14 protein-coding genes are annotated in these 14,555 nt (G+C 65.4%); 6 read left to right on the forward strand and 8 right to left on the reverse strand.

Features of this window, described 5'->3' with window-relative positions:
- Positions 1–9: 9 nt before the first annotated feature.
- From CK224_RS11720 to CK224_RS11750, 7 genes are read right to left on the reverse strand one after another with little or no spacing between them, the layout of a single operon-like run.
- A complete protein-coding gene (locus CK224_RS11720; RefSeq protein ID WP_095781860.1) occupies positions 10–978 on the reverse strand; it encodes a D-2-hydroxyacid dehydrogenase in 969 nt (322 codons plus the stop codon).
- Position 979: 1 nt separating this feature from the next.
- Positions 980–1,897 (reverse strand): dihydrodipicolinate synthase family protein, encoded by a 918-nt coding sequence (locus CK224_RS11725; protein ID WP_095781861.1) that lies wholly within the window; start codon positions 1,895–1,897, stop codon positions 980–982.
- Positions 1,894–2,493 (reverse strand): hypothetical protein, encoded by a 600-nt coding sequence (locus CK224_RS11730; RefSeq protein WP_095781862.1) that lies wholly within the window; start codon positions 2,491–2,493, stop codon positions 1,894–1,896. The genes CK224_RS11725 and CK224_RS11730 overlap by 4 nt, the downstream gene beginning before the upstream one ends.
- Before the next feature lie 2 nt (positions 2,494–2,495).
- Complete coding sequence (locus CK224_RS11735; protein ID WP_095781863.1) at positions 2,496–5,345, reverse strand: 2Fe-2S iron-sulfur cluster-binding protein; 2,850 nt, start codon at positions 5,343–5,345, stop codon at positions 2,496–2,498.
- Positions 5,342–5,599 (reverse strand): sarcosine oxidase subunit delta, encoded by a 258-nt coding sequence (locus CK224_RS11740; RefSeq protein WP_095776339.1) that lies wholly within the window; start codon positions 5,597–5,599, stop codon positions 5,342–5,344. Before CK224_RS11740 ends, CK224_RS11735 begins: the two co-directional genes overlap by 4 nt.
- A 2-nt stretch (positions 5,600–5,601) precedes the next feature.
- Positions 5,602–6,843 (reverse strand): FAD-dependent oxidoreductase, encoded by a 1,242-nt coding sequence (locus CK224_RS11745; RefSeq protein WP_066989151.1) that lies wholly within the window; start codon positions 6,841–6,843, stop codon positions 5,602–5,604.
- On the reverse strand, positions 6,833–8,233 hold the full coding sequence (locus tag CK224_RS11750; protein WP_095781864.1) for an MmgE/PrpD family protein: 1,401 nt from the start codon (positions 8,231–8,233) through the stop codon (positions 6,833–6,835). The genes CK224_RS11745 and CK224_RS11750 overlap by 11 nt, the downstream gene beginning before the upstream one ends.
- Before the next feature lie 167 nt (positions 8,234–8,400).
- On the opposite strand from CK224_RS11750, the gene CK224_RS11755 reads away from it, so the two are divergent.
- Positions 8,401–9,294, forward strand: coding sequence for a LysR substrate-binding domain-containing protein (locus tag CK224_RS11755; protein WP_066989425.1), 894 nt, complete (start codon positions 8,401–8,403; stop codon positions 9,292–9,294).
- A gap of 52 nt (positions 9,295–9,346) precedes the next feature.
- Here the strand turns inward: CK224_RS11755 and CK224_RS11760 are convergent, their stop codons facing one another.
- On the reverse strand, positions 9,347–10,249 hold the full coding sequence (locus CK224_RS11760; RefSeq protein ID WP_095781865.1) for a GNAT family N-acetyltransferase: 903 nt from the start codon (positions 10,247–10,249) through the stop codon (positions 9,347–9,349).
- Here CK224_RS11760 and CK224_RS31255 point away from each other — a divergent pair.
- The 5 genes from CK224_RS31255 to CK224_RS11780 all read left to right on the forward strand — a co-directional run bounded on the left by CK224_RS31255 (position 10,203) and on the right by CK224_RS11780 (position 14,553).
- On the forward strand, positions 10,203–10,484 hold the full coding sequence (locus CK224_RS31255) for a hypothetical protein (protein ID WP_176477884.1): 282 nt from the start codon (positions 10,203–10,205) through the stop codon (positions 10,482–10,484). The two genes, CK224_RS11760 and CK224_RS31255, sit on opposite strands and share 47 nt — an antisense overlap.
- A 17-nt stretch (positions 10,485–10,501) precedes the next feature.
- On the forward strand, positions 10,502–11,626 hold the full coding sequence (argE, locus tag CK224_RS11765) for an acetylornithine deacetylase (RefSeq protein WP_095781866.1): 1,125 nt from the start codon (positions 10,502–10,504) through the stop codon (positions 11,624–11,626).
- 12 nt (positions 11,627–11,638) lie between these two features.
- Positions 11,639–12,562: a glyoxylate/hydroxypyruvate reductase A gene (locus CK224_RS11770; RefSeq protein ID WP_095781867.1), complete on the forward strand. Its 924-nt coding sequence runs from the start codon at positions 11,639–11,641 to the stop codon at positions 12,560–12,562.
- Between the two features lie 23 nt (positions 12,563–12,585).
- Complete coding sequence (locus CK224_RS11775; RefSeq protein ID WP_095781868.1) at positions 12,586–12,939, forward strand: cupin domain-containing protein; 354 nt, start codon at positions 12,586–12,588, stop codon at positions 12,937–12,939.
- 150 nt (positions 12,940–13,089) lie between these two features.
- Positions 13,090–14,553 (forward strand): aldehyde dehydrogenase family protein, encoded by a 1,464-nt coding sequence (locus CK224_RS11780; RefSeq protein ID WP_095781869.1) that lies wholly within the window; start codon positions 13,090–13,092, stop codon positions 14,551–14,553.
- The last annotated feature ends 2 nt before the right edge of the window (positions 14,554–14,555 follow it).

Below are 14,555 nucleotides of genomic sequence, written 5' to 3' on the forward strand. Positions count from 1 at the left end.
CTGTCCTCCTCAATAGCCGCGTCCCGGATCGACGGCATTCGCCAAAGGCTCGCCACGCCGGTAGCGGGTGAGATTCTCGGCAAACATGCGTGCCGACTTCACGTCCCAGCCGTCGTAGACGGACGAGCAATGCGGCGTGACGATCACGTTCTCGTAGCCCCACAGCGGATGCGCCGGCGGCAGCGGCTCGACGGCGAAGACGTCGAGCGCCGCGCCCTTGATCCGGCCACCGTCGAGCGCCGCAAGGAGCGCCGCCTCGTCGACGACGCCGCCGCGGGAAACGTCGATCAGCACCACCGAAGGCTTCATCGCCGAGAAGGCTTCGCTGCCCACAATGCCACGTGTGCTTTCGAGCAGCGGCACGGCGCACAAGATGAAATCGGCACGACCCCACAGGCTGGGCAGGTCGGCCATGCCGTGCACCTCATCGATGTGGTCGGTCGGTTTCGGGCTGGCGCGCACGCCCAGGGTCGTCATGCCGAAGGCCCTGGCCCGGATGGCGACCGCCTGCCCCGTCTTGCCGAGCCCAAGGATCAGCAGCGTCTTGCCCTGGATCGGCTCGACCTTGCCGGCCGTCCAACTCCTGGCAGCCTGCTCGCGCGCGAAGCCGCGCAGGCCGAGCGAGAAGGAAAGCATCGCGCCGAAGACATATTCGGCCATCATGTCGGCGGCGACGCCGGCTGAGTTGGTTATCGTCACCTTGGTCGGATCCCAGGGGCGCAGGTGATCCGTGCCGGAGCCGCCGACCGAAACCCAGCGCACGGTCGGGCTCTCGACCAGCGCCGCGCGCGGATAGCGCGATCCCCGGTCGAATTTGATGGTGAACACCACCTCGGCGCCGGTGTCCGCAATCAGGTCGGGAAGCACCTCGTAGCTGTCGCAGCCGAGCACCCTGAGATCGGGATGGGTTTCCGCCAGCGCCGCAATCGGCCCGTCCGGCGCGTCGCTGCTGACGATGATTGTTGGCCGCGCGGACATTTCAGCCCCGCCTCGGACCAGGAATGTGATCGGCAAGAGGACCCAGTGCCTCGAGCAAAGCCTTGCCTGCCTGCGGGCTGGTGTTCTCATGCGGCGCGCGCAGGTTGAGCCAGCGCTGGTCGCCGGAGCGCACGGCAAGTGCCGCTTTCATGCCGCCGATCAGCCCCGCGGTCTGAACCGCCTTTCGAAATTCCTTTATGGCGGCATCGGCGGCCGAGACGTCGCGGCCGGCGCGCGCGCCGTCATAGACGGCGCGGATAGCCCTGGCGTTGAGGTTGACGGAAGCGGAAATGCAGCCCGCCGCGCCGGCGACCAGGCCTTGGGTAAGCTGGCCCTCGGAACTCGGGAAGACGGAGACGTTGGGCGCCGCCGCGATCACGGCGGCGGTGTTGTCCCAGTTCCCGGCACTGTCCTTGTAGGCGACAACGGTTTCGGGAAATGCCGCGTTGAGCCGCGCCGTCAGCGCCGGCGACACCGGCACCCCGGAATTCTGCGGGATGTGATAGAGGATCAGCTTGAGCTTCGGGCTGGCGACTTTCTCGACCAGTTCCGAATAATAGCGTGCCTGCCCGTTATCGCCCGCCGCCGTGTAGAAGAACGAAGGCAGCACCATGACGCCGGCGCAGCCGAGTTCCAGGGCATGCCGGCTCAGTTCGAGCGTCTCGGGCAGCGCGGTCAAGCCTGTGCCGGGCATCATCTTATCGGCCGGGATGCCGGCCTCGGCCAGCCACTCCAGGGCTTGCATGCGTTCGCGCGGCGACAGCGACAGCGCCTCGCCGGTCGTCCCAAACGGCGAAAGGTAATGCGCGCCCTGAGCAAGCACCCATTTCGCATGGTTGACCCACAGATCGCGGGCGACGCTGCCGTCTTTGTCGAAGGGCGTCAGGATGGGCGCAATGACGCCTTGTACGCTGTTCATCGATGGTTCTCCCGGGTCGTCGTGTCGCCGTCGGCGAGCTGCGCCGCCGCGTCGACTGTTCTGATAAAGAATGCTGTCGAGGCGATGTCGAAGAAGATGTCGAAGCCCCCCACGCTGCGCACAAGCACGGCTTCGAGATGGGCGACGCGCGTCTGCGCGATCTCGTCATCGGCAAAACGGGCAGGCCTGAGGTCCAGTGCGCAAAGCCTCGCCATCACCGCTTCTGCCGACTGGCCGGAAAGTCGCATCCAGCTCCAGCCCTCCTCGCGCCAGGACCAATAGCCGCGCGGGTCCTTCTCGGCCTGCCAGTCGGCAATAAGCTTTGCGGCGGCGCCACCGGCCCCTATATCGTCAATCGCCAGGAAATCTTCGCTGCCAAGTCTTAGCAGCCTGACGCCGCCCTGTATGGCGATGCGATTGACGGGCGGTAAGGAGAGACCCTGCGCTTCGAGCCAGGCTGAACTGCCCGGACCCTTGATGCCGAAGCGCGATCGGGCCGTCAGATCGGTCACTATCAGCTGCGCATTTGGCAGAACTGCTTCAGCGGCCGAGCCGTTCGGCGACAGGGGAAATGTCCGCATGGCAAGACCGGCCATCGTTACATCTCCTGCCGGACGTTCTGCCGATCGACGAAGGCGTGACCGATCACCGGCACCTGCACCAATTCGCCGCTGCGACACTTCACCGTGACCTTGCTGCCGGGGGCAGCGTCGTCGATATGGACATAGGCCAGCGCGATTGTGTGGCCAAGCGTTGGCGAGAAGCCAATCGAAGTGATCTGCCCCACCGGGTTGCCGCCGCGCAGCACCAGGCAGGACTCGCCTGGGATATTGCTTGCACCCTCGAAAGAGAGGCCGACGAGCCGGCGCGTTTCGCCAAGCCTCGTCCGCATCTCGGTCGACCGCTTGCCGACGAAGAAGGGCTTCTTCTTCGAAACCGCCCAGCCGAAACCGAGCTCGTCGGGCGTGGTCAGCGCGTCGGTATCCTGGCCGATCAGGATATGCCCCTTTTCAAGCCGCAGCATGCGCGAGGCCTCGAGTCCATAGGGGCGCAAGCCATGCGGCTTGCCGGCCTCAGACAAAGCGTCCCACAGCGCGACCGCGTAGCTGGAAGGACAGTGGAGCTCGTAGCTCACCTCGCCCGTGAAGCCGATCCGCATCACACGCACCGGCAGGCCGGCCAGCATGCCTTCGCGCCCGTGGAGATAGGGGAAAGCGTCGCGCGAGAAATCGATGTCGCCATCTAGCGCCTGCAAGACCTCACGCGCCTTCGGGCCGGTGACGTTCATGCCGGAAAATGCTGCCGTGACGTTGAGCACGTCGACCTTCAGCCGCCACTGCGCATTCCAGAACAGCATGTCGGCCTGCACGCGGGCGACGGCGCCGGTCGTCGCGGTGACGTAGAACAGGTCATCGGCGAGACGATAGGCGACGCCGTCATCGATAACCGTGCCCATCTCGTTGAGCATCAGGCAGTAGCGGACGCGGCCGACGCGCTGGTTGGCATGCGCCATCGTGTACATCCGATCGAGGAAGGCGCCGGCGTCAGGACCGCGGATCTCCAGCTTGCCCAAAGTCGACACGTCGAGCATGCCGACGCCGTTGCGGACCGCGGCGATCTCTTCGCGGACCAGGCGGTCTATCCGGTCTTCCGGCCCGTAAAAATACGGCCGCCACCAGGCACCGATCGGCTTCATGCGAGCGTTGAGTGCGAGATGGCGCGCATGCAGCGCGGTGCGCCGCTCCAACGGCTCGTGATGGCCGGCGAGCACGCCGAGCTTCTCCGGTCCGGTCGGCGGCCGCGCCGTGGTGACGCCCACCTCGCCAACCCCACGCTCCGTCGCTTCGGCGACGATCCGCGCCGTGGCGAGCGCCGAATGGCGGCCCTGGCTAGGCCCCATGCCGACGGTGGAAAAGCGCTTCACCAGTTCGAGTTCGCGATAGCCTTCCTTGACCGCATTCCTGAGGTCCTTGACCTGCAGATCCTCATCGAAATCGACGAAGTCGCGACCTTTTGCGTTGCCGGCGAGCGGTTGTGCCCAGGCAGCTGGCTCGGGCTCGTATTCGTTCTGCACGTCAGGAGGATCGCCGTGGCCCAGCCGCTCCAGAGCCTCGCGCGCGGCGCGGCGGCCGTCGGCCATCGCAGACTGCAACCGCGATTTGCCGGCAACGGCACCTGCCAGCCGGACGGCCGCGCCCTCCGGCAGACTGAGCGTCATTCGCGCCGTCGCATCGTCATAGCCGACCCTCGCTCCCGCATGGCAGGGCAACTGCCAGGCAGGCACCGAGCCGACGGAGACCGCCACGAGATCGCAGTCGATCCAGCGGCTGCCAATGCGGACTCGCGCGACGTGCTTGTTGCCGCGCGTCCCGGAAGCTTCCTCGATCGGGGCGCCTGCGAGGATCCCTATCCCTCTGGCCCGAAGCTCACCGGCGCGGTCGCCGGCATTTGGCCGAGGATCGACGATCGCGGCCAGTTCGACGCCAGCCTCGACCAGATCCAGCGCGCAGTCGTAGCCATCGTCATTGGCGGCCAGCACGACTGCCCGCCGGCCAGGCTGCACCGCGTAATGGCGGAGCAATCGTTGCACGGCGCCGCCGGCCATGATGCCAGGCAGATCGTTGTTGCGGAACACCGCCGGCTGCTCGATGGCGCCTGTCGCCAGGACAACCTCGCGGGCGCGGGTTCGGTAGAGCCGGTTGCCCTGGATCAGCGGCAGCCAATTGTCCTCATACCAGCCGTTGCAGATGGTGCCGGTCATGATGCGCAGATTGGGGAGCTTGGCTGCCTTGGCTGCCAGACTGAACAATATGCCCGGATCGCAGCGGCGATAGGTCAGCGAACCGCCAATTTCGGGATTGTCGTCGCACAACAGCACGTCGGCGCCGGCTTGTGCTGCCGAGATCGCGGCAGACAAACCCGCCGGCCCCGCGCCGGCGACCAGCAGGTCGCAGTGAAGATGCGCCTTGTCGAAACTCAGATGCGGCGCCTTGACGTCGACGATCCCGAGCCCCGCCTTGCGACGGATCATCGGCTCCCAGAAGCGGAGCCAGCTGTCCTGTCTCGGACCCATGAAGGTGCGGTAGTAGAAGCCGACCGGCAGGAAACGTCCAAAGCGGTCGATCACCGCATCGCGGTCGTTTTCCAGCGAGCCGTTGACGTTCTGCGCCATCACCATCATGCCGTCCTGGAGCGGCGTCAGGTCGGCGGGAACATTCGGCTCCGACGGCAATTGCACCAGCGTGTTCGCTTCCGCGCCGGCCATGGTCATGATGCCGCGCGGCCGGTGGTATTTGAACGAGCGCGACAGGACCCACTGGTCCGAGGCCGCCAGCGCGCTGGCGATGCAGTCGCCGGCAAAGCCATGATAAGCCTTGCCTTCGAAGGTGAAGCGGACAGGCCGCGTCCGGTCGAGGCGCGAGCCGTATGGCGTGCCAAGCCGCGTCATGGCCGGCTCCCAGGGGCGTAGGTGCGGATGATCTCGTTGGTGACGACGTCGCGCTCGGCGAGGAAGAAGAAGTTGCTCGGCACGTGCCGCCACCACTCGACCACCACACCTTTTCGATTGTCCGCGCGGAAGAGATGCCTTGCCCACTCTGCGTCGGCGGCAGCGTCCGCATCGGGCCCCTGCCGCAGCGGACCGAAGGACTGGAATTCGTCGATGTTGCGCGGGCCGTTCATGGGGCAGTCAAGCAGCTTCATGGTCAGTGGCTCGCCGCCGTGGCGCCCATTTCGTTGAGCAGTCGGAACTTCTCGAAGCGCTCCAGCGCAAACGGCTTCAGCAGGTCGGGAACCCGGCCCCTGGCGATGGTTTCCGCCAGGCGCTTGCCGGCGACCGCAGTCGCCTTGAAGCCCCAGGTGCCCCAGCCGCAATCGAGCCACAGATTGGCGAGCGGGCTGGCGCCCATGATCGGGCTGTAGTCCGGCGTCATGTCGGTGATGCCGGCCCATTGCCGCAGCAGCCGAACGCCTTGCAGGAAGGGAAAGAGATGCACGGCGCCTTCCGCCAGATGCTCCTTCATGTCCAGCGTCGAGCGGGTCGAATAGAGCTGGTACGGATCCGAGCCGCCACCGATGACGATCTCGCCGCGCGAAGACTGCACCAGATAGGTGTGCAGCGACACGGACGAGACCAGCGTGTGGAGCCAGGGCTTCAGCGGCTGCGTCACCATTGCCTGCAAGGGGTAGCAGCGGATCGGCAGTTCCACGCCGGCCATCATGGCAACATCGTAGTTCATGCCGCCGGCGGCGATGAGCACGGAGCCGCAGGCGACCCGTCCGCGGTTCGTCACCACAGCGCGCACCTGACCGTTCTCGACCTCAAAACCTTGAACTTCGGTGCGCTGGTGGATTTCGGCGCCGCGGCGCGAGGCCTGCGCGGCGAAGCCCCAGGCAACCGCATCGTGGCGGGCCGTGCCGCCGTCGGCATGCCAGAGGCCGCCGAGGATCTCTAGCGCGCCGCCGCGATCCATGTTGAGTTCGGGCACCAGCTTCTCGATCTCTTTTGCGTCGATCACCTCGGTGCGCGTGCCCATATGCTTGCCCATCTCGGCGCGCAGATGGAAGGCGCGCAGCGTCGCTTCCGTGTGTGCGAGCGTCAGCTGGCCGCGCTGCGAGAACATGACGTTGAAGTCGAGTTCCTGCGACAGCGCTTCGAAGAGCGAAACGCCTTCCTTGTAGAAAGCGACGCCTTCCTGGGTGATGTAATTGGAGCGGATCGTCGTGGTGTTGCGTGCCGTATTGCCTCCGGCCAGATAGCCTTTTTCGAGCACCGCGATGCTGGCGATACCATGGTATTTCGACAGATAATGCGCGCAGGCCAAACCATGCCCGCCGCCACCGACGATGACCACGTCATAGGACGGCTTCAGCTCAGGCGTCGCGGGAATGTCGCCCGTCACCGGATAGTCGCGGCTAAGCCCGTATTTGAGCAGCCTAAGCGGCATGGCTGCCCTGGCCGCCAGGAGGATCGTAGACGAGAGCGGTCAGCTCGGAAAACCGGCGGTCGGCGTCGATCAGGCCGAGAATACCGTCCCGGATCGCGGCGGCCCTGGTCGAGCCGAGAACGGGCGACGCAAACTCCATATACTTGGCGACGATATCGGCTTCGCTGAACGGGGCTTCGGGGCCGCCGCGTGCGTGGACATCTCCGGACTCCAGCCGCCGGCCGTCAACCGTCTCGATCTGCACGTCGGCCCAGCGCCCGGCGGGGAAACGGTCGCTGTGCTTCGCCGCCTCGTTCACCTCGACGCGCTTCAGCATGTCCGCGACGGCGGCATCGCGCAGACCCGAGCCCGAAATGTGCTCCACGCCGATCCGACCATGGAGGATCATCGTGGCCACGGCGAAGGGCAGGCTGTACTGCGCCTTTGATGTCGTGTCCGGCATGCCGGCAAACAGCGTCGCCGCATAGTGGAAGCTGTTGACATGGACTTTGCGTATGTCTTCCGGCCGAAGCCCATGCTGCAGGCAAAGCGCGCGCGTCGCGTCGATCGCCGCATGGGCCCAGCGGCAGACCGGATAGGGTTTTATGTATTGCCGGGTCATCTGCCAGAACCGGCCGAGGTCATCCCAATGTGCCGCGACCTCCGGCGCCTCGACAGTGATCGCCGGCGCGCCGGCGAAACCGGCTTCGGCAAGCACGGCGGCCGACAGCCCGACCAGCGCCCCCATGCCTGAGCCGTCATGCAGCATGGTCGGCGTTGCGATCTCGCGCATCATCTGGCTGCGCGGTCCGTGATACTCGGCGATGCCGAAAGCATGGCGCAGTTGATCGTCGTCAAGCGAAAGCAGGCGGGCCGCGACCGCCGCCACGCCAAGAGAATTCCACGCGCCGGAGGTGTGATAGTCGGAGACGGTTGCGTGCAGCGCAATGCCGGCCCGCCCCGCGATCTCATAGCCGACGACGATCGCGGCAAGCGCCTCGGGGCCGGTCAACTCCGGCTTTTCTTCTGCGAGCGCAAGCAGCGCCGGGATAACCGCCACGCCGATGTGCCCCTTGGTCGGCGGGTAACCATCATGGCCGTCGAGATTGTCGGTCTGGGTCGCTGCCGCGAAGGCGGCGCCGGCCATGCTGGCGCGCCTGCCGTCGAAGATCATCCTCGCCGCGTGACGGTCGGCGCCGGAACCGTAGAGCATAACCGCGGCATCGCGCGCGATTTGTCCGGCCTGCATCGGGCCGGCGGCGATGGCAATGCCCATCGTGTCGAGGAACTGCAGGGCTGCCGATTTCAGAACGTCGCGCGGGAACGCGCCGGCCGACCTGCGCAGCACGAAGTCGGCAACACGGGCAAATACGGTGGAAGCAGACTCACCTTCCGCCGACCGCTGGTCCATGGCGCCACCTTTCGCGTCCCGATCGCTCCAAGATAACTACGAATAATTTGGTCTCATGGGCCAGGCATGTAATTAGTTTGGCGCCATCGCACAAAAAAATCGGGGTCAAGGCGATTGCGGAGGCCAACGAAGCCGGTCTAGTTTTCGCTTTGCCAAGGAGCGATCGCATGAAGCCGCCACCCCCACTGAACTATATCCGCTCGTTCGAGTGTTCGGCGCGGCATCTCAGCTTCACCCTCGCTGCCAGCGAGCTCGGCTACACCCAGGCGGCCGTCAGCAATCATGTGCGGGGGCTGGAACATTATCTTGGCCGGCAGCTTTTCGTGCGCTATCCGCGCAGCCTGAAGCTGACCGAAATGGGCGAGGCCTTCCTGCCGACGCTGCGGCAGGCGCTCGACCAGATCGATCACGCCACGGAGGCGATCGTCGCCTCCTCGCGCAACAGGACGGTCGTCATCTCCTGTCCGATGAGCCTGGCCGAAAACTGGCTGGCCGGCTGCATGGCGGCGTTCCGGCAAATCCATCCGGAGATCGAGGTCGTTCTGCACGGCACGATCTGGGAAGACCTCAGCGAGCAGATCGCCGACATCACCATCTCGACCCGCCGCTTCGACGACCGCCCGCCGAGTGGCGTTCCGCTGTGGAACGACCAGCTCGCCATCCTCTGCGCACCCGGCCTGCTGTCCGGCCCGAAAGGGCTGCGCTCGCCGCGCGATATCCTCAATGTCGACTGGATCTTCGTCCATGGCCGCCAAGAATATTGGCAATGCATGGGCGACGCGCTGCAGATCGACATTTCGGATTATGAGAAAGGCATCACCACGAACGCCTCGAACATTGCGCTGGAACTGGCGGCAATGGGCGCGGGCTGCGTCGCCACGCAATATTCGCTGGCGAGAACCTATATCAGCCGCGGGCTTCTGGTGGAGCCTTTCCCCGTGCGGGCCGCCAGTCCATGGACCTATTATCTTTCGGAGAGCCAGCTTTCGAAAGGCAGCGTGGTGAGGACCGTCAGAGGGTGGATCATGGAACGAGCCAACGCCCATGTAGAAACCGTTTAGGCTGACGGCTCGGCAGCCATCCGTCCGGGGGAAGGAAGCAATCCGAAGACAACTATCCGAGGGTCTGACTTGCTAAGGCATAGGTTTTCGGCCTAGCCGAGCTGCCGTCGGAAAAATCGGCGAGGCATTTGCCCTTCGACATGGTCAGCACCGTGTCGAAGACCGGCATTCCGCTGTGCGACAGGAAGGCGGCGAACTCGCCATTGTCCATGTGCGTGTCGATCCTGAGGAAATATCCCGAATGGTCGGCCACGTGCGGCCGGACGACCGCCAGGGCGTCCGCGTCGCCTCCCGCCACCACCGGCCCTATGACATGGCCCCGCCCGAACGGTCGGCAGAGGGCAAAAGCGGTCAGCTTGTTCCCGTCGAAAAGCCCATAGCCGGCCGAGTGCCCGAAGAGCTTTTCAATGAGCGCTGTGCGCCTCACGCCAAATCCCGCCGCGTCCAGCTCGATCGCTGCCGCAATATCGCCCGCGTCCAACGTCCGGACGCTACCGTGCGCCTCCGTCGGCCGGCCCACTGTCGGCACGCGGGCGATGCCCTGGCATTGATAGACAGTCTTCTCCGGCCGGAAATCGAGAGAGAGATAAAGCCGCCGCGCAGCGCGGGTTGCATTGAGGCGCAGGTCGCGCCCGGGGATCCTGTCGAAGATCCGCTTCATCAGCCATTGCGCCGCCCCCTGCGTCTGAAGCCGCGGCGAGGTGATGACCATCCCCAAGGTGGCGAAATTGGCGCCATGCGGGAACCACATGGCCGAACCGAGAGCCCGGCCGATCTCATCGAGCGCCACGAAGCCTTGGCCCGATTCACGCAGGAATTGCCAATCCTCGGCGCGATGCGGCCATCCCACCGACAGGGAGAGCGCGTGCAACCTCTCTAGGTCGACATCTTGGACGTCGCCGATACGCATGGAAAAGGCATCGATTTTCAAGCTTTCGGACGGCTTCACTTCCATGGCCCTGAAAGAACCCTCAAAAATAAAGAACCCTCAAAAATCAACGGGCGAGCAGACCGCTGCCCCGTGCCCGCCAACGCTAGACAAGCAAACCCCACAGGATTTGCTCGAAAGCCGTGCACCAACGCAAGATTCAACTGAAACACTTCCGCTTTCGGCATGCAATCGCGTGGCAACGCATCCATCCTCTGCGGAAATTCACCAGCATGCGGCATCGATGCCGGCAAAACCCTGAATGCCTTGAGGGCTGGAATGGACGTCTTCGACATCCTCGACCGTCTCGTCGCCTTTCCATCGGTCGCCGGCAAGCCGAACGGCGACATTGCCGGCTGGATCGAGGCTCATCTCGCCGAACAAGGCGCGAAGGTCACCCTGCTCCCAGGGCCAGAGGGCGACCGTTTCAATCTTTTCGCCACCATCGGCCCCGCCGAGGTTCCGGGCTACATCCTATCCGGTCATATGGACGTTGTCCCCGCCGGCGAGCCGCAATGGAGTTCGGCCCCTTTTTCGCTGCGCCGGGAGAGCGAACGCCTCTACGGACGCGGCACCACCGACATGAAGGGGTTTCTCGCCGCCGCGCTCGCCGCTGTGCCTGCGCTTATGCGGCTGCGCCTCGCCAGACCGATCCACCTCGCTTTCTCCTATGACGAGGAGATCGGGTGCCGGGGCGTGCCGCATTTGATCGCCGGGCTGCCCGAGCTTTGCGCCAAGCCGCTCGGCGTCATCGTCGGCGAGCCGAGCGGCATGCGCGCCGTGCGCGGCCACAAGGGCAAGGCGGCCGCCCGCGTGATCATCAGCGGCCGCTCCGGGCATTCCTCGCGGCCGGATCTTGGGCTTAACGCCATCCATGCGATGTCCGGTGTGCTGAGCGCCGCCGTGAGTGAAGCGGAGCGGCTGATGCACGGCCTGTGCGACCCAACCTTCGAGCCGGCCTATTCCTCGCTGCAGGTCGGTGTGATCGCAGGCGGCCAGTCGGTCAACATCATCCCCGACAGCTGCACGCTCGACCTGGAGGCGCGCGCAATACCGGGCATCGAACCGGCTGGCTTGCTCACCCCGGTCAAGGCGCGGGCTGAAGCTCTTGCCGCTCAAGGCTATGTTGTTGAATGGAAGCCGATCAGCGCCTATCCGGCGCTGTCGCTGCCGCAAGACTCGGCTCTGGCGGGACTGCTGCGCGAATTGACCGGCGAAGCGCCTTTAGCCGCCGTCAGCTACGGGACGGAGGCCGGACTTTACCAAGGCTCCGGGCTCGATGCGATCATCTGCGGCCCCGGCGATATCGGGCGCGCCCACAAGCCGGACGAATATATTCTCGCCAGCGAGCTCGCCGCCTGCCAGCAGATGATCGAGGCGCTGGGCGCGCGATGCGCGGCCTGAAGGAGCAGCGGAATGACATTCCTCTTCAATTCCGACGCGCGGCGTGGCGCGATCTTCGCCGAGGCCTTCGCTAAGGAGTTGCCGGACCTCCCCTTCACGATCGATGCCGCTACGGTCGATCCCGACGCAGTGCGCTACCTGATCACCTGGACGGTGCCGGAGAACCTCGACCGCTACACCAACCTCGAAATCCTGTTCTCCATCGGCGCCGGCGTCGATCAGTTCCGCTTCGACGCGGTGCCCGCGCCGGTGAAGATCGTGCGCATGGTCGAGGAGGGCATCGTGCGCATGATGCAGGAGTATGTGACGCTCGCCGTGCTTGCGCTCCACCGCAACTTGCCGGCCTATCTGGCGCAGCAGCGCGCCGGAGAATGGCGCGACATCCCTCAGCCTCAAGCCGCGTCGCGCCGGATCGGCGTGCTCGGCCTCGGACAGCTTGGCCAAGCCGTCCTCGACCGGCTGAAACCTTTCGGCTTCCAGCTCTCCGGATGGAGCCGCTCCCTGCGGCGGCTCGAAGGGGTGACCTGTTATCATGGCGAGCTTGGGCTGGAGCAGATGCTGGCGGCCAGTGACATACTGATCTGCCTGCTGCCGCTGACCGAGGAGACGCGCGGATTTCTGAACGCCGGCCTGTTCGCGAAACTGCCTGACGGGGCGGCTCTCGTTCATACGGGTCGAGGCCCGCAGCTCGATCACGAAGCGCTTGTCGCCGCGCTCGATAGCGGCCATTTGTCGTCGGCGACGATCGACGTGACCGATCCCGAACCGCTGCCCGCGGGACATCCGTTCTGGTCGCATCCGAAGATCATCCTCACTCCGCACATAGCCAGCGTGACCCAACCCGCGACCGCCGCCCAGGCCGTCATCGACAACATCAAGCGCCACCGCGCCGGGCTCGATCCCATCGGGCTCGTCGACCGGTCGCGCGGTTATTGAAACTCAACTGGAAAGGCCATCCTTTGTCCCTGCTCAAGTCCATCGATATCAACCCTAGCTTTTCGCCCCGCGAATCGACCGCGCTGCCGGAGCGGCTCATTGCCGGCAATCCCGCCTTCAAAACCTGGGCGCAGGACGTGGCCAAGGACGACCTTGTCCATACCGGCGTCTGGGAGGCCACGCCCGGCGAAACGCGCTCGATCAAGGGGGGAACCTTCGAGTTCTGCCATATCCTCGCCGGCGTGGTCGAAATCACGCCCGACGCCGGCGAAACGGTGACCTACCGGGCCGGCGACAGCTTCGTCATGAAGCCGGGCTTCACGGGTGTTTGGAAGACCATCGAGACCGTCCGCAAGATCTACGTCACAGTGGGCTAGCGAGCGCCCGCGCAGGCCCTGACCGCCGCGGAAGATTTTGCCGTCTCTTGTCCCCAGCACGCAACATTCGTCGGCGGCGGATCGCCGAACAGCGCATGCTGCGTGTCGGCACGGGCTAGGCTGAGGCCGATGCTGCCGAGTGGTTTGCCCATGAGCCTGAGCTTCGATCCCGATACAATCTCGCTTCCCATCGGCCACTTCATCGATGGGGAGCTGATCTCGGCCGAAGGTGCGATCGAGATGCGTCGTCCGTCCGATGGCAAGTCCTATGCCGCCTGCCCTGTGGCCAGTGCGGACTTGGTGGACCGGGCGGTGGAAAGTGCCAAAGCGGCGCTGAAAGCCAGCAACTGGGGCGGCGTCCGGCCGCGCGAGCGCACCAGGGCGCTCCACGCCTGGGCCGATCTGATGGAAGCGGAAGCCGAAACGCTCGCCAGGATCGAGGCACTGTCCTCGACCCGGCCCGTCGGCCAGCTCGCCGCCGGCGACATCGCCGTGACCGCCGAGCAGATCCGCTTCTTCGCCGAGTTCGCCGATAAGGAAGGCAGCGAACTCGCGCCGACCGACGACGCCAGTTTCGGCATGATCATGAGCGAACCCTATGGCGTCGTAGCCGCGATCACGCCCTGGAATTTTCCGATCTCGATGGCCGGCTGGAAGCTCGGTCCGGCGTTGGCCGCGGGCAATGCAGTCGTGCTGAAGCCGTCCGAAATGACGCCGTTCTCGACCGTCTATTTGGCGCAGCTCGCCGTCAGAGCCGGCCTGCCGGCAGGACTTATCAACGTGGTGCTCGGCGACGGTCCAACGACCGGCACGGCGTTGACCGGCCATCCCGAGATCGCCAAGGTCAGCTTCACCGGTTCGACCCGCGCCGGCTCGGCGATCATGGAGAACGTTGCCCGCACCGGCGTCAAGCCGATGACGCTGGAGCTCGGCGGCAAGAGCCCGCAGCTCGTCTTTGCCGATGCCGATCTCGACAAGGCGGCGGCCGCAATCGCCGGCAGCGTCACCTTCAATGCCGGCCAGGCCTGCGTGGCCGGCACGCGCCTGATCGTCGAGAAGAGTGTGGCCGGCAGGCTGACGGCCTCGATCCTGGAAAAGATGAAGGCGGTGAGGCCCGGCCCGACCTGGGACGAGACCACGCAGTATTCGCCGATCATCTCGGAACGGCAGCGGGGACGTGTCGACGCCATCGTGCGGGCCGCGGTCGAGGCCGGCGGCGAATGCCTGACGGGCGGCACTTTTATGGAAAGCCCCGGCTATTTCTACGAGCCGACGCTGATCGCCAATGTCGACCAGGCCAATCCGGCGATCGTCGAGGAAATCTTCGGCCCGGTCCTGACGGTCCAGACCTTCGAGACCGAAGACGAGGCGCTGGCGCTGTCCAGCCATCCGACCTACGGACTGGCTTCCGGCCTGTTCACCGCCGATCTGTCTCGCACAATCCGTCTCGCGCGCAAGCTGGAAGCGGGCACCGTGTGGGTCAACCGCTACAGCCGCTCGCGCGACCACATCCTGCCGACCGGTGGCTACAAGCGCTCCGGCATCGGCAAGGACCTTGGCCGCGAGGCCTATCTCGCCAACCGCAGGACCAAGAGCGTCCTGATCAGCCTGTGAAG

The sequence above is a fragment of the Mesorhizobium sp. WSM3862 genome (assembly GCF_002294985.1).
Classification (GTDB): domain Bacteria; phylum Pseudomonadota; class Alphaproteobacteria; order Rhizobiales; family Rhizobiaceae; genus Mesorhizobium.

Bases quoted from the DNA above. Each gene is read 5' to 3' on its own strand.
- CK224_RS11720 (WP_095781860.1), bottom strand. From the start codon at position 978: ATGTCCGCGCGGCCAACAATCATCGTCAGCAGCGACGCGCCGGACGGG.
- CK224_RS11725 (WP_095781861.1), bottom strand. From the start codon at position 1,897: ATGAACAGCGTACAAGGCGTCATTGCGCCCATCCTGACGCCCTTCGAC.
- CK224_RS11730 (WP_095781862.1), bottom strand. From the start codon at position 2,493: ATGGCCGGTCTTGCCATGCGGACATTTCCCCTGTCGCCGAACGGCTCG.
- CK224_RS11735 (WP_095781863.1), bottom strand. From the start codon at position 5,345: ATGACGCGGCTTGGCACGCCATACGGCTCGCGCCTCGACCGGACGCGG.
- CK224_RS11740 (WP_095776339.1), bottom strand. From the start codon at position 5,599: ATGAAGCTGCTTGACTGCCCCATGAACGGCCCGCGCAACATCGACGAA.
- CK224_RS11745 (WP_066989151.1), bottom strand. From the start codon at position 6,843: ATGCCGCTTAGGCTGCTCAAATACGGGCTTAGCCGCGACTATCCGGTG.
- CK224_RS11750 (WP_095781864.1), bottom strand. From the start codon at position 8,233: ATGGACCAGCGGTCGGCGGAAGGTGAGTCTGCTTCCACCGTATTTGCC.
- CK224_RS11755 (WP_066989425.1), top strand. From the start codon at position 8,401: ATGAAGCCGCCACCCCCACTGAACTATATCCGCTCGTTCGAGTGTTCG.
- CK224_RS31255 (WP_176477884.1), top strand. From the start codon at position 10,203: ATGGAAAAGGCATCGATTTTCAAGCTTTCGGACGGCTTCACTTCCATG.
- CK224_RS11760 (WP_095781865.1), bottom strand. From the start codon at position 10,249: ATGGAAGTGAAGCCGTCCGAAAGCTTGAAAATCGATGCCTTTTCCATG.
- argE (WP_095781866.1), top strand. From the start codon at position 10,502: ATGGACGTCTTCGACATCCTCGACCGTCTCGTCGCCTTTCCATCGGTC.
- CK224_RS11770 (WP_095781867.1), top strand. From the start codon at position 11,639: ATGACATTCCTCTTCAATTCCGACGCGCGGCGTGGCGCGATCTTCGCC.
- CK224_RS11780 (WP_095781869.1), top strand. From the start codon at position 13,090: ATGAGCCTGAGCTTCGATCCCGATACAATCTCGCTTCCCATCGGCCAC.